This is a genomic window from Phytobacter palmae (genome assembly GCF_039409775.1).
Lineage (GTDB): Bacteria > Pseudomonadota > Gammaproteobacteria > Enterobacterales > Enterobacteriaceae > Phytobacter > Phytobacter palmae.
The window spans coordinates 85992-103160 of sequence record NZ_JBCIVJ010000008.1 but is presented as its reverse complement, the minus strand read 5'-3'; the positions used below and the strand labels follow the sequence as shown (position 1 = coordinate 103160).

The following is a 17169-nucleotide window of genomic DNA, read 5'->3' as shown; positions in this document are numbered from 1 at the left end:
GAATGGTTAGTGATGATCGTCAATTTGATGTTCGATAATCATCCCTTCGCCGACGCTTGCCAGATGACGGACACGAGGCGCAACGCGAACAACTGGCGCAGGGGCAACCACCTGCGGTGCAACATAATTAGCTTGCGCTGTGGGGGTGTTGATGGGGACTAACTCGATTTTGTAACCATCCGGGACATTGACCGTCACGTTTTGCGCCAGAGCGCAAGAAGAGAGCGTGCTAAACAGCAGCGCCGTTAACAGTTGAACTTTCATTTTCGCCTCGATAATTGACGGTGGCTGGCAATATGCCAGCCACACAGCAGGGCGAAGTATGCGTAATCGATCCCGGCGAAGTGTTGCCGCATGTGCGCATTACCCGGTTGCCGATTGCATGTCGCGCTCCGGCTTTGCCACCGCTTTAGCAACCAGCGCGGCGACCAGAACGAGGCCTAACACCACCAGCATTGCGCTGCGCAAGCCGTAGTGTTCCCCTAAGAAACCAAGCAGCGGCGGCCCTACCAGAAATGCCAGATAGCCCGTTGTGGCGACCACGCTGACGCGGGTTGGCGCATCGGGTCCGGTATCGCTGGCGGCAGAAATGGTCAGCGGGAAGCCCAGCGATGCACCCAGTCCCCAGAAAATAACCGACATTCCGGCAATCCACGCATTATCGACAAAAATAATCAGCCCAATACCTAAGGCGCCCATTACTGCGCTGGCGCGGACTACGGTGACGCGGCTGTAACGGTCTATAAACCAGCCGCCGGTAAAGCGGCCGACCGTCATTCCGAGGGTAAAACCGGCATAGATTAACGAGCCGGAGGTGGGGTTAAACCCATGGCCGTCGACCATTAATAACGGCAGCCAGTCATTGGCAGAACCTTCGGCAAAGGCCATCGCCAGCACTACAACCCCAATTAACAGGAGCTGAATATCACGATAGAAGGGGAGTCCCTGTTTGTTACGCTGCTTATCTTCAGGGGTATCTTTACCGGTCCCTTCGGGAATGGCAGAAATAGCCAACGCAATCGGCGCAATGGCGACTACCGCAGCCAGCAGAATGTGCAAGGTTGCCGGTGTACCTAAAGCGGTCAGGGTCATACCAACCCCTGCGCCAGCCAGTGTGCCGAGGCTGTAGAAGCCGTGCATCATCGGCAGGACAGTTTTATTCATTTCGCGTTCTACCACCGCGCCTTCAATATTTATCGCCACTTCGCCTGCACCCATACTGCCGCCAAAAAACGCCAGTCCAACGGCAAACAGCAGCGGGGAAGCCAGCCACAGAGCCAGACTCAACAACACCATGCCTGCGATGGCGGCGGTCATACTGGCGCGAATGACTTTGCGCGTACCAAAACGCTTTACCAGCCAGCCGGATGAGAGGATGCCACTCATGGAACCCACAGAGAGGCCAAACAGCACGACGCCCATCTCCGCCGTTGAGACAGATAAGATGTCGCGAATAGCCGGGGTTCGGGTAGCCCACGACGCCATCAGCAGGCCCGGAATAAAGAAGAAGGTAAATAGCGCCCAGAGCCGGTGCCTTAGAGCATTACGATGTGAAGTGACTGGCATTACGTCGCATCCTGCAAGGAAAAGAGAAGACAACACTAGCAAGCATGTGTACATTTGTACACATCTGATTGCGAGGATTTATGAGCCGAAGACCCAACGACCCGCAGCGGCGTGAGCGCATCCTGGATGCCACGCTGGAAACCATTGCGCAGCACGGTATTCATGCCGTCACCCACCGAAAAATTGCCAGCTGTGCCGATGTCCCGCTCGGCTCAATGACCTATTATTTTGCGGGCATTGATGCGCTGCTTGATGAAGCTTTTACCCGCTTTACGCAGCAAATGTCCGCGCAATATGCGGCGTTTTTTTCGCAGGTTGATAGCGCCGCAACCGCCTGTGATGCCGTAACTGAACTGATTTTTAGCGCTCAGGTGACGACACCGCACAATATGGAGCTGATGTATCAGCTGTATGCCCTGATGAGCAAAAAACCGATGCTGAAAAGCGTAATGCAAAACTGGATGCGCACCAGTCAGACCACGCTGGAACGATGGTTTGATCCGGTAACCGCCCGTGCGCTGGATGCTTTTATCGAAGGGATGACGTTGCATTTTGTTGTGGACCGGGAACCGCTGAGCCGTGCGGATATTCGCGCGATGGTGGGAAGGATTGCGGGCGAGTAAGCGCAGGGCAGATGACAGGCAACAAAAAACCCATCAACCTTGAACCGAAATGGCGGGGTTGATGGGCTCCACAAATTGGGGACATCAAAGAAAAGCAGTGGCACTAGTTATGACTAATGCTGAGAAAAAAAGTTCTCCGGGTGTTAATAATTTTTTTTAAGTTCGGAGTTATCCTAAACCCGGCCAGACAATGATAATAAGGGTCCCCGCCAGTGTAAGCAGTACGTTCGCTATCGCATAGGTGCCAGCATAACCCAATGCCGGAATGTTACTGCGCGCGGTATCGCTGATGATCTCCATCGCCGGCGCACAGGTCCGTGCCCCCATTAGTGCGCCAAACAGCAGTGCGCGGTTCATTTTCAGCACCCAGGCACCGAACAGGAAACAGATCATCACCGGCACCAGGCTGACAATCAGACCTGCGATCAGCATTTGCCCACCCACTTCTCCCAGGCTGTTACCAATGCCGCTGCCGGCGCTTAAGCCGACACCCGCCATAAAGACCATCAGGCCAAACTCTTTCACCATATTCAGCGCACCCTGAGGGATATAGCCAAAAGTAGGGTGGTTGGCACGCAGAAAGCCGAGCATGATCCCGGCAAACAGCAGGCCTGCCGCGTTGCCGATACCAAAGCTGAACGAGCTGAACTGGAAGGTGATCATGCCGATCATCAGGCCAACGATAAAGAAGGCGCAGAAGGCGAGCAGATCCGTAACCTGACTATGAATAGAGATAAAGCCGATACGGTCAGCGATGGTTTTTACTCGACGGGCATCCCCGCTCACCTGCAGGACATCGCCTTTATTAAGCAGAATGTTGTCATCAATCGGCATCTCAATCTGACTGCGGATAACACGGTTGAGGAAGCAGCCATGGTCTGTCAGCTTAAGCTGAGCCAGACGGCGACCCACCACATTATGGTTTTTTACTACCACCTCTTCGGTGACAATGCGCATGTCGAGCAGGTCGCGGTCGAAAACCTCTTTTCCGTTACGGAAACTGGGGTCAAGACGTGCATGCGCATCCGGATAACCAACCAGTGCAATTTCATCGCCCATTTGCAGCACCGCATCGCCATCCGGGTTCGCGAGAATACCGTTACGACGAATTCGCTCAATGTAACAGCCCGTCTGGCGATAAATGCCCAGTTCGCGCAAATTTTTGCCATCCGCCCAGGCCACCAGCTCCGGGCCGACGCGATAGGCGCGGATGACCGGCAGATAGACCTTCCGGTTGGTGTCGGTGTCGAGTCCACGTTCCCGGGCAATTTGTTGGGCGCTGGTCTGCAGATCCTGGTGCTGTAATTTTGGCATATAGCGAGCGCCGACGATCAAACTGACCAGGCCAATAAGGTAGGTCAGGGCGTAGCCGAGGCTTAAGTGATCGAGTGCCTGTGAAAGCTGACTACTGTCCATACCCGAATGACGTAGCGTATCGCCGGCGCCTACCAGTACGGGGGTGGAGGTCATTGCACCTGCCAGCATCCCCGCCGTCAGACCAATATCCCAGCCGAACAATTTGCCGAGCCCAAGAGCAATCAGCAATGCGCTGCCGACTAATACCAGCGCCAGCATCAGGTAATTTTTGCCGTCGCGAAAAAAAATAGAAAAAAAGTTTGGCCCGGCTTCCACACCTACGCAAAAAATAAACAACATAAAACCTAAATTGAGGGCATCGGTGTTTATGCTGAAATGTTGCTGACCTAATAATAAGGAAACCACTAAAACGCCAATGGAATTACCGAGTTGTACAGAACCCAGGCGTAATTTCCCCAGGCAAAGTCCGAGTGTCAGAACAACAAATAATAACAGTATGTAATTCCCGTTTAACAAATCTGCGACGTTTATATTCACGGAGGCTAACTTCTTGTTTACTTGTAAGCTATTGAAAGAATGGGTTATTTGGGCTACTGTTTTGCGAAGAATCTGAGGTTGAAAAACGCAGCAGTGCGTCTTTATTCCCGGCAACACAATAACTGGCCGCTAGTTTAATCGTATTGAATTGCAACGGCTAGTAAGAATCATCTATTCGCGCGGGGGTTTTTCGGCAAGGAGTGCCATAGCGCTTTATCTGACCGTACGTTCTTTGGAACGGATGAAGAGTTTGATAGAGAAAAGTCAGGAGGATTGTTTGAAACATAAACGCGGACTTGCAGGCATAATTTGCTGTTTTTTACTTTTCATTGTCGTCTGTTTTTTAGAAGTGACAAATATGGAAGGTGCCTTTCGTTCGTCCGGGCATCCTGAGCTGGGTTTGCTGTTTTTTACTTTACCGGGTGCCGTTGCCAGTATTTTTTCACGTCAGCGTAAACTGATGTTGCCACTTTTTGGCGCGATCCTCGCCGCACCGCTCTGTTTCGTCGTCATGCGCCTGTTTTTTACCCCGGTACGTTCTGTCTGGCAGGAGCTTGCGTGGCTGTTTAGCGCGGTATTCTGGTGCGCGCTGGGCGCGCTCTGTTATCTGTTTATCAGCAGCTTCTTTGGCAACGGGACGCGTTGAGCCCAGCCTCGCCCCGGTTGTTGCCTGTCTATTTTACTCTGCCGAACTGCTTGCGAACGAACTTATCAAACTCGTTAAAGCTGCCAATGTGTTTTTGATCGACAAAAATCTGTGGCACCGTTTCGATGGGTTTGCCGGCTGCTTGTTCCAGCGCTGCGCGGGTAACACCGTCGGCGTGGATATCAACATAACGCCACTCGAAATTATCTTGTGCTTTGCTGACTTTTTCAGCCAACTCTTTTACACGGGCGCACTGCGGGCAGCCCGCGCGACCAAATATCACTGCGTACATGGATCCTCCTTAAACCAGACGGTAAGCAGGGGATATAATGCGGCTTTTGCGTCCACGCATAAAACAGGTTGTGCCTGTTATGTTAATTCCCGCAACCTTTCAGCACATATTGGCGAGCATTTCCGGCGAAACTGTTCGCTATAATGGGGGTTTTATTTCCAGGGAAAATGACCATGACCCCAGTTATCGATCTGCTCCGCGCCCACCGCTCTATTCGCCATTTCACCCAGGAGCCCATTACCGCAGCGCAGCGTGAAGCGATTATCGCCAGTGCCCAGGCCGCCTCGAGTTCCAGCTTTTTACAGTGCAGCTCCATTATTCGCGTCACCGACCCGGCGTTGCGTCAACAACTGGTTACACTGACCGGCGGTCAACAGCATGTGGCAGAGGCCGCTGAATTTTGGGTGTTTTGCGCCGATTTTAATCGTCATCTGCAAATTTGCCCGCAGGCGCAACTGGGGCTGGCGGAACAGCTACTTCTCGGGGTCGTCGATACGGCCATGATGGCGCAAAATGCCATGACGGCGGCGGAGTCGCTTGGCCTTGGCGGCGTGTATATTGGCGGGATCCGTAACAACATTGAGGCGGTGACTGAATTACTCCATCTGCCGCAGCATGTTTTGCCACTCTTTGGGCTCTGCCTGGGCTGGCCTGCTGACGATCCGCAGGTGAAGCCGCGGTTACCCGCCGCGCTGGTGTTGCATGAAAACAGTTATCAGCCCGTCGATGCAGGTATCCTTGCACAGTATGATGAGCAAATTGCCGCGTATTATACGTCGCGAGGCAGCAATACCCGTCAGGATACCTGGAGCGATCATATCCGGCGCACCATCATTAAAGAGAACCGCCCGTTCATCCTCGACTATTTGCACAAACAAGGATGGGCGGTGCGCTAATTCCCGTTCATCCTGTGTCCCGCTGCGTGTATGATACGCAGGCTTTCTGCTCGTCTTACTTCACGTTGTCCGTGGGTTGGCTGCATCTGTGCTCCCTGGTCAGAGAGTGAGCTATGCTCCTGAGGACTTACTGACTTGTCGCCTTCCGGCAACGTGAAATATGCAGAGTATTGCCAGTTTATTCAGAGAGGTGCAGGGTGAAAATCGCCATTTTGTCCCGGGACGGAACGCTCTATTCATGCAAACGCCTGCGCGAAGCTGCCATTGCGCGCGGGCATCTGGTCGAAATTCTCGATCCGCTGTCGTGTTATATGAACATCGACCCTGCGGCCTCATCTGTCCATTATAAAGGGCGTCAGCTTCCCCATTTTGATGCGGTGATCCCGCGCATTGGCTCTGCGATTACCTTTTACGGTACCGCCGCGCTGCGCCAGTTTGAAATGCTGGGCAGTTATCCGCTGAATGAATCGGTGGCGATTACGCGCGCACGTGACAAATTGCGCTCTCTGCAATTATTGGCCCGCCAGGGGATTGATCTGCCGGTGACGGGGATCGCCCATTCGCCGGATGACACCAGTGACCTGATTGCGATGGTCGGCGGCGCACCGCTGGTGGTCAAACTGGTGGAAGGGACGCAGGGGATCGGCGTGGTCCTCGCCGAAACACGGCAGGCGGCGGAAAGTGTCATCGATGCCTTTCGCGGCCTTAACGCCCATATTTTGGTTCAGGAATACATTGAAGAAGCAAAGGGGCGGGATATTCGCTGCCTGGTGGTGGGTAACGAGGTCGTCGCGGCTATTGAACGGCAGGCGAAAGAGGGTGATTTTCGTTCCAACCTGCATCGTGGCGGTGTGGCCAGCGTGGCGACAATCAGTGCGCGTGAGCGGGAGATGGCGATTAAAGCCGCACAAACGCTTGGTCTGGACGTCGCCGGAGTGGATATCCTGCGCGCCAACCGTGGACCGCTGGTGATGGAAGTCAATGCGTCGCCGGGGCTTGAAGGTATTGAGAAGACTACAGGGGTAGATATCGCGGGTAAAATGATTGCCTGGATTGAGCGTCATGCCACGCCCGGCTATTGCCTCAAAACCGGCGGATAGTGGATTTTACGCGCTACGCAATGGTATGCGGTCTGCTTTTTGCGTAAGCTATGGCTCCACTTTTTTCGTCAGAGGTTGTTTTGCGCATGAATTCACTCGTCGCACCTGGTCTGGACACGCTTCGTCAATGGCTTGATGAGCTGGGTATCAGTTTCTTCGAATGCGATACCTGCCAGGCGTTGCACCTGCCGCATATGCAGAATTTCGACGGGGTGTTTGACGCCAAAATCGATCTGATTAATGACGTTATCCTGTTTACTGCGATGGCAGAAGTGAAGCCTTCCGCATTGCTGCCATTGGCCGCCGACCTTTCCGCCATCAATGCCAGTTCTTTGACGGTGAAAGCCTTTCTCGATATTCAGGATGATAACCTGCCTAAACTGGTCGTTTGCCAGACATTATCTTCAGGCGCCGGGGTGACGCCCGAACAATTTGCGTGGTTCATGCGCCAGAGCGAAGAGCAAATTTCCATGGTGATCCTTGAAGCCCGCGCCCATCAACTCCTGTTTGTTCCCGAAGAAGAAGAGTTCAAAGCTGGCGATGACGCACACAATTTTCTTCACTAAGCCTGCCTGACATTAGCGCAGTCGCTGCCAGAGCGGCTGCATAATGAATATTTTAATTCTGCTTTTAACCTTCTTTAAAAGAATTTTTCACCGCTATTCTCGCCGTTTCGGCTTATCACATAGACAGAATCTGCATAAAAAATTGATAAAAGGCGTTTTTTAATCTGCCCTATAGCCTCTAACCCTGGCTACAGTTATTCTTGCGGTGCTTTGAAAAGCATGCGGCGTCGGCCGAAAGAATTTTCCTCTTCGACCAGTGCAGACTGACAAAAATATGCATGAATTTTGCATATCTTAAATGCGTACACTTTGTTCGTATGGTAACGGACTTTCCAGAAGGAATGAGATATGACCGCTTTGAGTAAAAAATGGTTATCAGGTCTTATTGCGGGTGCATTAATGGCTGTCTCTGCCAGCACACTCGCCGCAGAGCAAAAGACGCTGCATGTATATAACTGGTCTGACTATATTGCGCCGGATACGGTCGCGAATTTTGAAAAAGAGACCGGGATTAAAGTCGTTTACGATGTGTTCGACTCCAACGAAGTGCTGGAAGGGAAATTGATGGCGGGCAGCACCGGCTTCGACCTGGTAGTACCTTCTGCAAGCTTCCTTGAGCGCCAGCTGACTGCCGGTGTGTTCCAGCCGCTTGATAAGAGCAAGCTGCCGAACTGGAAGAACATGGACCCGGATGTGCTGAAAATGGTTGCTCAGCATGACCCGGACAACAAATACGCGGTGCCGTACCTTTGGGCCACCACCGGCATTGGTTATAACGTAGATAAAGTTAAAGCGGTACTGGGCGATGTGCCGGTCGACAGCTGGGATCTGGTGCTCAAACCAGAAAACCTGGAAAAACTGAAAAGCTGCGGCGTCTCCTTCCTGGATGCGCCGGAAGAGATTTTCGCTACTGTATTGAACTATCTGGGTAAAGATCCGAACAGCACCAAAGCGGACGATTACTCCGGCCCGGCAACCGATCTGTTGCTGAAACTGCGTCCGAACATTCGTTACTTCCACTCCTCTCAGTACATTAACGATTTGGCAAATGGCGATATCTGTGTCGCCATCGGCTGGGCGGGCGATGTATGGCAGGCGGCTAACCGTGCTAAAGAAGCGAAGAACGGCGTGCATGTTAACTACATCATTCCGAAAGAGGGCGCCCTGGCGTTCTTTGACGTCTTCGCGATGCCTGTTGACGCGAAAAACAAAGACGAAGCCTATCAATTCCTGAACTATTTGATGCGTCCTGACGTTATTGCACACATCAGCGACCACGTCTTCTATGCTAACGGTAACAAAGAGTCCAAACCGTTGATCAGCGCAGAAGTGCGTGATAACCCGGCAATCTATCCGCCGGCGGATGTTTTCGCGAAACTGTATACGCTGAAAGTGCAGGATCCGAAAATTGACCGCGTAAGAACCCGTGCGTGGACAAAAGTAAAAAGCGGCAAATAATCAATCACCTGAACTGTGATTGAGTTGCACCGGGGCGGTGCAATTGCCCTAAACCTGGACAGAGGTCATCGGCCTCTGTCCGGTCATTTGTAATCAACTAGCTGGTACTGGTTGAGTTTTTTTGCCGGAGAGCACTTGAGTGAATGACGCTATCCCCCGCCCACAGGCGAAAACCCGTAAGGATTTAACGCCTCTGCTTGAAATCCGCAATCTGACCAAATCGTTTGACGGCCAGCACGCCGTTGATGACGTCAGTCTGACCATTTACAAAGGCGAAATCTTCGCGCTGCTGGGTGCATCTGGCTGCGGCAAATCAACGCTGCTGCGAATGCTGGCAGGCTTTGAACAGCCGACGACCGGGCAAATTATGCTCGATGGTGTCGATCTGGCTCATGTGCCGCCTTATCTGCGTCCTATCAATATGATGTTTCAATCCTATGCCTTGTTCCCGCATATGACGGTTGAACAGAACATCGCGTTTGGCCTCAAGCAGGACAAGCTGCCCAAAGCGGAGATCGCCAGTCGTGTTGCGGAGATGCTGAGTCTTGTGCACATGCAGGAGTTCGCGAAGCGTAAACCGCATCAGTTGTCCGGCGGTCAGCGTCAGCGTGTTGCTCTGGCCCGTAGTCTGGCAAAGCGCCCGAAACTGCTGCTGCTTGATGAGCCGATGGGGGCGCTGGATAAAAAACTGCGTGACCGTATGCAACTCGAAGTAGTGGATATCCTGGAGCGCGTTGGCGTGACCTGCGTAATGGTTACCCACGATCAGGAAGAAGCCATGACCATGGCCGGACGTATCGCCATTATGAACCGCGGTAAGTTCGTGCAAATTGGCGAACCTGAAGAAATTTATGAACACCCGACCACCCGTTACAGCGCGGAGTTCATCGGCTCAGTTAACGTGTTCGAAGGCCTGCTTAAAGCGCGTGAGGATGACGGTCTGGTGATTGACTCGCCGGGGCTGGTTCATCCGCTAAAAGTGGACCCGGATGCCTCTGTTGTTGATAACGTGCCGGTCTATGTTGCGCTGCGTCCGGAGAAAATCATGCTCTGCGAAGAGCCGCCCGCTGACGGTTATAACTTCGCGGTGGGTGAGGTGGTGCATATTGCCTATCTTGGCGATCTGTCTATTTACCACGTTCGTCTACAAAGCGGACAGATGATCAGTGCACAGTTGCAGAACGAGCACCGCTATCGTAAAGGTACTCCGACATGGGGCGACGAAGTTCGCCTGTGCTGGGATGCTGACAGTTGTGTGGTTCTGACGGTTTAAGGAGCGGTGATGAGTACACTTGAACCACCGACCCGCGTCGAAAAACCGGGCGGTTTTAACCTGTGGTTGGCGCGTTTTCAGATGAAGCACGGGCGTAAGTTCGTTATCGCGCTGCCCTATATATGGTTGATCTTACTCTTTTTGCTGCCGTTCCTGATTGTATTTAAAATCAGTCTGGCAGAGATGGCGCGCGCGATCCCGCCCTATACGGATCTGGTGGAGTGGGCCGATAATCAGCTCACCATTTCGCTCAACATCAATAACTTCCTGCAACTGACCGACGATCCGCTCTATTTTGAAGCGTATCTCCAGTCTTTACAGGTAGCGGCTGTATCAACGATATGCTGCCTGGTATTGGGGTATCCGCTGGCCTGGGCTGTTGCGCACAGTAAGCCATCGACGCGTAACATTTTGCTGCTGTTAGTTATTCTGCCTTCATGGACCTCTTTTCTGATTCGTGTCTATGCCTGGATGGGGATATTAAAAAGTAACGGCGTGCTGAATAATTTCCTGATGTGGCTGGGGATTATCGATCAGCCGCTGACTATTCTGCACACCAACCTGGCGGTATATATCGGTATCGTGTATGCCTATTTGCCGTTTATGGTGCTGCCTATCTATACCGCGTTGACGCGTATTGACTACTCGCTGGTTGAAGCGTCGCTGGATCTGGGCGCGCGCCCGCTGAAAACTTTCTTTAGCGTGATCGTACCCTTGACTAAGGGGGGCATTATCGCAGGCTCCATGCTGGTGTTTATCCCGGCGGTGGGCGAGTTCGTGATCCCGGAACTGCTCGGTGGCCCGGACAGCATCATGATTGGTCGTGTTCTGTGGCAGGAGTTCTTCAATAACCGCGACTGGCCGGTGGCTTCGGCGGTGGCGATTATTATGCTGCTCCTGCTGATAGTGCCGATCATGTGGTTCCATAAACATCAGCAGAAACAGATGGGAGACAACGCATGAATAACTTGCCGGTAGTGCGTTCCCCGTGGCGTATTTTGATTCTGGTGCTGGGGTTCACTTTCCTCTATGCGCCGATGCTGATGCTGGTCATCTATTCATTTAACAGTTCCAAACTGGTGACGGTGTGGGCCGGGTGGTCAACGCGCTGGTATAGCGAGTTGTTCCATGATGACGCCATGATGAGCGCGGTGGGTCTGAGCCTTACCATTGCCGCCTGCGCCGCCACAATGGCGGCGATCCTGGGGACAATTGCAGCGGTGGTGATGGTGCGCTTTGGCCGTTTCCGTGGTGCTAATGGTTTTGCGTTTATGATTACCGCGCCGTTAGTGATGCCGGATGTGATAACCGGTCTGTCGCTACTGCTGCTGTTTGTTGCTCTGGGACACGCGATTGGCTGGCCATCGGATCGCGGCATGCTCACCATCTGGCTGGCGCATGTGACTTTCTGTACGGCCTACGTGGCGGTAGTTATCTCCTCACGTCTGCGTGAACTCGACAGATCAATCGAAGAGGCGGCAATGGATCTTGGCGCGACGCCGCTGAAAGTGTTCTTCGTAATTACGCTGCCGATGATCATGCCAGCGATTATCTCTGGCTGGTTGCTGGCGTTTACCCTCTCACTCGACGATCTGGTTATTGCCAGCTTCGTTTCTGGCCCTGGGGCGACAACGCTGCCGATGCTGGTCTTCTCCAGCGTGCGTATGGGGGTGAACCCGGAGATTAACGCCCTGGCGAGCCTGATTCTGGGTGTCGTGGGGATTGTTGGTTTAATCGCCTGGTATCTGATGGCGCGCGCGGAAAAGCAGCGAGTGCGTGATATCCAGCGTGCAAGACAGGGACAATGATTCTAGAATCTTAAACGTTGTGTCGCAGATGCCGCGCTTGTCGCGGCATTTTTCACAGGGAAATACTGCACATTGGGATTCTTTACTAAAGCACATCAGTCTCACGCCCGTCCGAATGTACCTGCACTGGTACAGGTAGCGGCTATCGCCATTATTCTTATCCGCTGTGTGGATGTCTTCATGCTCTGCAATGTGCTGGGTGTACGGGGGATGATCGACTTTGTGGTGCGCAGTGCGCAAACCTGGAGTCTGACACTGATCTTCTTCGGCAGCCTGGTGCTGGTCTTTGTTGAAATTCTCTGTGCCTTTTCCGTGGTGAAGGGGCGAAACTGGGCACGCTGGCTGTATCTGTTGACGCAAATTATTGCCACTGGCTATCTGTGGGCGGCATCGTTAGGTTATGGGTATCCTGAGCTTTTCAGTATCGCTGGCGAATCGAAACGTGAAATTTTCCGTACCCTCATGATGCAGAAAATGCCCGATCTGCTGGTCCTGTTCCTGCTGTTTGTCCCTTCCCCCAGCCGGCGCTTTTTCCGTCTGCAATAACGGGGTACAATCGCCGCCCCCGCAATTAAGAAGGTTTTATTATGCAGTGCGCACTATTTGATGCCAGGCGCTGTCACTCCTGTCAGTGGATTGAACAAACGACTGGCGACCAACTCTGTGCAAAAATGGCCGATCTTCGCACCCTGCTGGCGGATTTACCGGTGACGGAATGGTGCGCGCCAGTCAGCGGTCCGGAGCAGGGGTTTCGTAATAAAGCCAAGATGGTGGTGAGCGGCAGCGTGGAGAAACCGCTGCTCGGTATGTTGCGCCGCGACGGTACACCCGAAGATTTGACCGATTGTCCGCTTTATCCCGCCTCGTTTCAGGCGGTTTTCGCTGTCCTTAAGCCTTTTATCGCCCGTGCAGGCTTAACGCCCTACAACGTGGCGCGTAAACGCGGCGAACTGAAATACCTGTTATTAACCGAAAGCCGACACACCCGCGGTATGATGCTGCGCTTTGTGCTGCGTTCACCGGCCAGGCTTGAGCAGTTACGTGCCGCACTGCCGTGGTTACAGGCGCAATTGCCGCAGCTTCATGTAATTTCGGTCAATATCCAGCCAGTACATATGGCAATTATGGAAGGGGAAACGGAGATCTTCCTGACTGAGCAGCAGGCGCTGGCGGAAAACTTCAACGGCGTGCCGTTGTGGATCCGTCCGCAGAGTTTCTTTCAGACCAATCCGGCTGTCGCCAGTGCGCTGTACGCCACGGCGCGTGAGTGGGTGAGGGGGCTGCCGGTACGCCATATGTGGGATCTGTTTTGCGGCGTGGGTGGTTTTGGTCTGCACTGTGCCACACCGGAGATGACGCTCACCGGTATCGAAATTGCGCCGGAGGCGATTGCCTGCGCGAAACAGTCTGCGGCTGATCTGGGGCTGACCGATTTGCACTTTCAGGCGCTGGACTCCACCCAGTTCGCGACCGCCCAGACAAATGCGCCGCAACTGGTGCTGGTAAACCCGCCGCGTCGTGGGATTGGTCAGGCGCTTTGTGATTACCTGAGCCGGATGGCGCCGCCATACATTATCTACTCAAGCTGTAATGCCCGCACAATGGCGGCAGACTTGCGTGCGCTGCCGGGGTATCGCGTGGAGCGTGTGCAACTGTTTGATATGTTCCCCCACACGGCGCATTACGAAGTGCTGACACTTCTGGTGAAATGTTCTACGGTTTAAAGCATTACTTCATCAGGGCACTGACCATGCGTATGCCTTCTCGTCACTTATTTCCTCTCAAACCCGCCACACCGGCTTGCGGCGTGGTGGGATTCGCCGTTCTGTTTGCGCTGCTGGGCGGAGTACTTTACGGTGTCTGTTACCTGGTGCGTGACTTTGTGAGCACGGGCAATCCTGCTATTTTCGCCGTTGCGCTGTTGGTGGCTCTGCTGAGTGTTTCCGGAATGAGGGACGGACGCAGACGGCGCGAAAAGTTCCTGGAAATGGCGAAGGAGCGTCAGGGCGAAAGTATCTGTCAGTTTGCGCGGGCATTTAATCGGCGGGACGTGGACTCCTGGGTAATTCGTGCCGTCTGGAATACTGTGATTGAGTGGGGCGGGAGTGACGTTGCGCGGTTAAATGTCCCCTTACGGGCAGAAGACAGGCTGGAGACTTTTGCTCTGGACGATAGCGAAGAACTTTTCGATGCGCTCTCTGATGCAGCGACAAGGGCCGGGCGTACCCTGGAAAATCTTGAGAGCAACCCCGTTATGCCGCTCAATACGCTGGGCGATATGGTCATGGCGTTAAATGCGCAGCCCATGACACAAGAGCGACAGCAAAAAAGAGAGGTCACCCTGGATTAGGGTATCAGGAAATACCTCCCGGGCGCAGCCCGAACAGGCCCCCGGCACTTAGGACGGAGGGCCGGTGGGTGAACTATTCGCTCATGCCGTCCGATTTTTTCTTCATCATGTCATCTTCTTTGCCCATCGTTCCTTTTTTCGCCCTGTCGCCGTGCTTCATCGTGCTCTCTTTTTTTGCCATCCCGTCATGTTTCATCGGCGCCTTTTTCTTCATCATGGTGCTGTCATCCTGCTTTTTCATTTCGTCCTGACTCATCGTGTCGGCGGCATGGGCGCTGGCCACCCCAAAGGCACAGAGGGTGGCGAGGGTGAGGATCAACTTTTTCATAGTGGTTTCCTTGCAAGGTAAGATGTTGTGTGTCACCTGACCCCCTGCCTGAGGATGGAAAGCCCAGGTGACTGGTTGCAGCTTACGCCGCGACCAGTCACGACTTCCTCACGGAAATATAAATTATTTGTGATAACTCAATGCGCGACTATTGGGTAAGCTAAGAAAGAGAAACTCAACCGGAACGGGCTATGGAAACTGCAAAAAAAATACTGCTGGTCGAAGACGATCGGGATATTGCCGGCCTGCTGCGGCTTAATTTGCAGGATGAAGGCTACCAGATTGTCCATGAAGAGGATGGGGCACGCGCGCTCGCCCAGCTTGAAAAGACCGACTGGGATGCGGTGATCCTCGACCTGATGCTGCCTAATGTTGACGGGCTGGAGATTTGCCGCCGTATCCGCCAGATGACCCGCTATCTGCCGGTCATTATCATCAGCGCCAGAACCAGTGAGACTCACCGGGTTCTGGGGCTGGAAATGGGGGCGGACGATTATCTGGCAAAGCCGTTTTCGGTGCTGGAGCTGGTGGCCAGGGTTAAGGCGTTGTTTCGTCGCCAGGAGGCGATGGGACGTAATCTGCGCCTGGATATGGGCAGCATTGCCTGTCACGGTTTAACCATCGACCCGCTTCCTCGCGAAGTACGCCTGCGCGGAGAGTTGATTGATCTGACGCCGCGTGAGTTCGATCTTCTCTACTGGTTTGCCCGTCACCCCGGCGAGGTCTTCTCCCGCCTGGCACTTCTCGACCAGGTGTGGGGATATCAGCATGAAGGCTATGAGCATACCGTTAATACGCATATCAACCGTCTGCGCATGAAGATTGAAAAGGACGCCGCCGCACCGGAAATCATTCTGACCGTCTGGGGTAAAGGTTATAAATTTGCTGTTTCGGAGCGTGAGGGGGAATGATGCGTCGTTTAAGTCTGACTCAGCGCCTGACGCTGGTTTTCACTGTGCTGCTCCTGTTCTGCGCTGCCGCAGCCTGCAGCGTGCAACTCTACAGTAGTACCCGCTATGGCGATGCGATGGTACAACGGCTCTCTGCGGGACTTGCTCAGCAAATTGCCGGCAGTGAGCCGCTGCTTGATTCGCAGGGGAAGGTGAATCGCCAGACGCTGAAATCCCTGTTTGACCGCCTGATGACGCTCAACCCCAGCGTCGAACTGTATATGATCTCCCCGGAAGGTGATTTGCTGGCCGATGCCGCACCGCCGGGGCATCTTCGTCGCGAGCATATCGATGTTGCCCCGTTACAGCACTTTTTATCTGGCGCGGCCTGGCCGGTCTACGGCGACGATCCGCGCAGTGTCGACAAACAAAAAGTCTTTAGCGTGTCGCCTGTTCGCCTGGATGGCCAGTTGCGTGGTTATCTCTATATTATTTTGCAGGGCGAGAATCTGAACGCGCTGGCAGATACTGCCTGGCAAAAAGCACTGTGGAGCGCATTGCTGTGGTCGTTGCTGTTAGTGGCGGTGTTTGGCGCACTGGCCGGCGGTCTTACCTGGTGGTGGGTGACACGGCCGGTGAAAAAATTGACTCGCGAGGTGCGGGGGCTGGAGCAGGATAGCATCAGCGCCATCAAGCAACTGGCGGCGCGTGTGCCGGATACCGGGGCGGGAAATGAAGTCGCGGTACTGGAAAATGCCTTTATCGAGCTTTCCCGGCAGATAGCCAGCCAGTGGGATCAACTGGCGGACAATGACCGACAACGACGTGAGTTTGTCGCCAACATTTCGCATGATCTACGTACGCCACTGACCTCGTTACTGGGGTATCTGGAAACCCTGTCGGTAAAGGCCGGGCATTTAACGGCGGAAGAGTCGAAACATTATTTGAGTATCGCCTTGCGCCAGGGCAACAAAGTCCGGCACCTGTCTCAACAGCTGTTTGAACTGGCGCGGCTGGAACATGGTGGCATCAAACCGCAACCGGAGCCGTTCTCAATGGCGGAGCTTTTACAGGATGTAGCGCAGAAATTCGATCTGATGGCGGAAACGCGCGATATCCGGCTACTACTGGATTTGCCCGTCAACCTGCCGCTGGTGTATGCCGATTTGTCGATGATGGAACGGGTGCTCACCAATTTACTGGATAATGCCGTGCGCCATACGCCCAACGGCGGGAAGATTTATCTGCGTGCCCGTCAGCAGGAGGACCAGCTTATTGTGGACGTTGAGGACAACGGCGCTGGCGTACCGGGCGCCCTGCGCGCCACGTTATTCCAGCGTCCTTCGGTTCTGGAAAAGGCCAGTGCGGGAGAGTCGCGTGGCGGGCTTGGGCTGATGATTGTCCGGCGTATGCTGCAACTGCATGGTGGTGATATCCGGCTGGTGGATGCGCAACCGGGTTCCTGCTTCCGCTTCACGCTGCCGTTCCAGGGGGCGTAAGGGGATAAAAAAAGCCGCAA

General features: G+C 53.8%; 19 protein-coding genes. 14 read left to right on the top strand and 5 right to left on the bottom strand.

All coding sequences use genetic code 11. The features are described 5' to 3' along the window. Positions 1–6: 6 nt before the first annotated feature. Complete coding sequence (locus AAIG39_RS11910) at positions 7–264, bottom strand: hypothetical protein (protein WP_090087052.1); 258 nt, start codon at positions 262–264, stop codon at positions 7–9. A 99-nt stretch (positions 265–363) separates the two neighbouring features. Continuing rightward, complete coding sequence (locus tag AAIG39_RS11905; protein WP_249568610.1) at positions 364–1566, bottom strand: MFS transporter; 1203 nt, start codon at positions 1564–1566, stop codon at positions 364–366. A gap of 80 nt (positions 1567–1646) precedes the next feature. Between AAIG39_RS11905 and AAIG39_RS11900 the strand changes: the two genes are divergently transcribed. Further along, positions 1647–2189, top strand: a complete 543-nt coding sequence (locus AAIG39_RS11900) for a TetR/AcrR family transcriptional regulator (RefSeq protein WP_090087058.1) — start codon at positions 1647–1649, stop codon at positions 2187–2189. Between the two features lie 168 nt (positions 2190–2357). On the opposite strand, the gene AAIG39_RS11895 is transcribed toward AAIG39_RS11900, so the two are convergent. After that, positions 2358–4043: an aspartate:alanine antiporter gene (locus AAIG39_RS11895; protein WP_090087060.1), complete on the bottom strand. Its 1686-nt coding sequence runs from the start codon at positions 4041–4043 to the stop codon at positions 2358–2360. 277 nt (positions 4044–4320) lie between these two features. On the opposite strand from AAIG39_RS11895, the gene AAIG39_RS11890 reads away from it, so the two are divergent. Continuing rightward, entirely contained in the window at positions 4321–4689 is a 369-nt protein-coding gene (locus AAIG39_RS11890) for an inner membrane protein YbjM (RefSeq protein WP_090087062.1), read from the top strand. Between the two features lie 28 nt (positions 4690–4717). Here AAIG39_RS11890 and AAIG39_RS11885 read toward each other — a convergent pair whose 3' ends face one another. After that, positions 4718–4981: a GrxA family glutaredoxin gene (locus AAIG39_RS11885; protein ID WP_090087064.1), complete on the bottom strand. Its 264-nt coding sequence runs from the start codon at positions 4979–4981 to the stop codon at positions 4718–4720. A 173-nt stretch (positions 4982–5154) separates the two neighbouring features. On the opposite strand from AAIG39_RS11885, the gene nfsA reads away from it, so the two are divergent. The 10 genes from nfsA to AAIG39_RS11835 all read left to right on the top strand — a co-directional run bounded on the left by nfsA (position 5155) and on the right by AAIG39_RS11835 (position 14432). Then, positions 5155–5877: an oxygen-insensitive NADPH nitroreductase gene (gene nfsA / locus AAIG39_RS11880; RefSeq protein ID WP_343193929.1), complete on the top strand. Its 723-nt coding sequence runs from the start codon at positions 5155–5157 to the stop codon at positions 5875–5877. Positions 5878–6074: 197 nt separating this feature from the next. Further along, positions 6075–6977: a 30S ribosomal protein S6--L-glutamate ligase gene (gene rimK, locus AAIG39_RS11875; protein WP_343193928.1), complete on the top strand. Its 903-nt coding sequence runs from the start codon at positions 6075–6077 to the stop codon at positions 6975–6977. 86 nt (positions 6978–7063) lie between these two features. Continuing rightward, on the top strand, positions 7064–7543 hold the full coding sequence (locus AAIG39_RS11870) for a type III secretion system chaperone family protein (protein WP_343193927.1): 480 nt from the start codon (positions 7064–7066) through the stop codon (positions 7541–7543). Between the two features lie 348 nt (positions 7544–7891). Then, complete coding sequence (gene potF / locus AAIG39_RS11865) at positions 7892–9001, top strand: spermidine/putrescine ABC transporter substrate-binding protein PotF (RefSeq protein ID WP_090087072.1); 1110 nt, start codon at positions 7892–7894, stop codon at positions 8999–9001. A 139-nt stretch (positions 9002–9140) separates the two neighbouring features. Further along, entirely contained in the window at positions 9141–10274 is a 1134-nt protein-coding gene (gene potG / locus AAIG39_RS11860; protein WP_090087074.1) for a putrescine ABC transporter ATP-binding subunit PotG, read from the top strand. Between the two features lie 9 nt (positions 10275–10283). Then, on the top strand, positions 10284–11237 hold the full coding sequence (potH, locus tag AAIG39_RS11855; RefSeq protein ID WP_039078497.1) for a putrescine ABC transporter permease PotH: 954 nt from the start codon (positions 10284–10286) through the stop codon (positions 11235–11237). After that, entirely contained in the window at positions 11234–12082 is an 849-nt protein-coding gene (gene potI, locus AAIG39_RS11850; protein WP_079498317.1) for a putrescine ABC transporter permease PotI, read from the top strand. The genes potH and potI overlap by 4 nt, the downstream gene beginning before the upstream one ends. A gap of 72 nt (positions 12083–12154) precedes the next feature. Further along, positions 12155–12628 carry a YbjO family protein gene (locus AAIG39_RS11845; protein ID WP_047371096.1) on the top strand — a complete coding sequence of 158 codons (474 nt, stop codon included), beginning with the start codon at positions 12155–12157 and terminating at the stop codon, positions 12626–12628. 41 nt (positions 12629–12669) lie between these two features. Then, entirely contained in the window at positions 12670–13806 is a 1137-nt protein-coding gene (gene rlmC, locus AAIG39_RS11840; protein ID WP_343193926.1) for a 23S rRNA (uracil(747)-C(5))-methyltransferase RlmC, read from the top strand. A gap of 26 nt (positions 13807–13832) precedes the next feature. After that, entirely contained in the window at positions 13833–14432 is a 600-nt protein-coding gene (locus AAIG39_RS11835; RefSeq protein ID WP_343193925.1) for a hypothetical protein, read from the top strand. Between the two features lie 73 nt (positions 14433–14505). Here the strand turns inward: AAIG39_RS11835 and AAIG39_RS11830 are convergent, their stop codons facing one another. Beyond that, positions 14506–14760 (bottom strand): pentapeptide MXKDX repeat protein, encoded by a 255-nt coding sequence (locus AAIG39_RS11830; protein ID WP_249568603.1) that lies wholly within the window; start codon positions 14758–14760, stop codon positions 14506–14508. 191 nt (positions 14761–14951) lie between these two features. Between AAIG39_RS11830 and AAIG39_RS11825 the strand changes: the two genes are divergently transcribed. Together AAIG39_RS11825 and AAIG39_RS11820 are read left to right on the top strand one after the other, a co-directional pair. Continuing rightward, the gene (locus AAIG39_RS11825; protein ID WP_142519116.1) at positions 14952–15671 is read left to right on the top strand and encodes a response regulator transcription factor; all 720 of its coding nucleotides are present in this window, start codon (positions 14952–14954) and stop codon (positions 15669–15671) included. After that, a complete protein-coding gene (locus AAIG39_RS11820; RefSeq protein WP_343193924.1) occupies positions 15668–17149 on the top strand; it encodes a sensor histidine kinase in 1482 nt (493 codons plus the stop codon). The genes AAIG39_RS11825 and AAIG39_RS11820 overlap by 4 nt, the downstream gene beginning before the upstream one ends. The last annotated feature ends 20 nt before the right edge of the window (positions 17150–17169 follow it).

What these genes read in the sequence shown, in the direction of transcription:
- AAIG39_RS11830 (WP_249568603.1), bottom strand. Translation starts at nt 14,760, where the DNA reads ATGAAAAAGTTGATCCTCACCCTCGCCACCCTCTGTGCCTTTGGGGTG.
- AAIG39_RS11885 (WP_090087064.1), bottom strand. Translation starts at nt 4,981, where the DNA reads ATGTACGCAGTGATATTTGGTCGCGCGGGCTGCCCGCAGTGCGCCCGT.
- potH (WP_039078497.1), top strand. Translation starts at nt 10,284, where the DNA reads ATGAGTACACTTGAACCACCGACCCGCGTCGAAAAACCGGGCGGTTTT.
- AAIG39_RS11835 (WP_343193925.1), top strand. Translation starts at nt 13,833, where the DNA reads ATGCGTATGCCTTCTCGTCACTTATTTCCTCTCAAACCCGCCACACCG.
- AAIG39_RS11910 (WP_090087052.1), bottom strand. Translation starts at nt 264, where the DNA reads ATGAAAGTTCAACTGTTAACGGCGCTGCTGTTTAGCACGCTCTCTTCT.
- AAIG39_RS11870 (WP_343193927.1), top strand. Translation starts at nt 7,064, where the DNA reads ATGAATTCACTCGTCGCACCTGGTCTGGACACGCTTCGTCAATGGCTT.
- potF (WP_090087072.1), top strand. Translation starts at nt 7,892, where the DNA reads ATGACCGCTTTGAGTAAAAAATGGTTATCAGGTCTTATTGCGGGTGCA.
- potI (WP_079498317.1), top strand. Translation starts at nt 11,234, where the DNA reads ATGAATAACTTGCCGGTAGTGCGTTCCCCGTGGCGTATTTTGATTCTG.
- AAIG39_RS11905 (WP_249568610.1), bottom strand. Translation starts at nt 1,566, where the DNA reads ATGCCAGTCACTTCACATCGTAATGCTCTAAGGCACCGGCTCTGGGCG.
- AAIG39_RS11820 (WP_343193924.1), top strand. Translation starts at nt 15,668, where the DNA reads ATGATGCGTCGTTTAAGTCTGACTCAGCGCCTGACGCTGGTTTTCACT.
- AAIG39_RS11825 (WP_142519116.1), top strand. Translation starts at nt 14,952, where the DNA reads ATGGAAACTGCAAAAAAAATACTGCTGGTCGAAGACGATCGGGATATT.
- nfsA (WP_343193929.1), top strand. Translation starts at nt 5,155, where the DNA reads ATGACCCCAGTTATCGATCTGCTCCGCGCCCACCGCTCTATTCGCCAT.
- AAIG39_RS11900 (WP_090087058.1), top strand. Translation starts at nt 1,647, where the DNA reads ATGAGCCGAAGACCCAACGACCCGCAGCGGCGTGAGCGCATCCTGGAT.
- rlmC (WP_343193926.1), top strand. Translation starts at nt 12,670, where the DNA reads ATGCAGTGCGCACTATTTGATGCCAGGCGCTGTCACTCCTGTCAGTGG.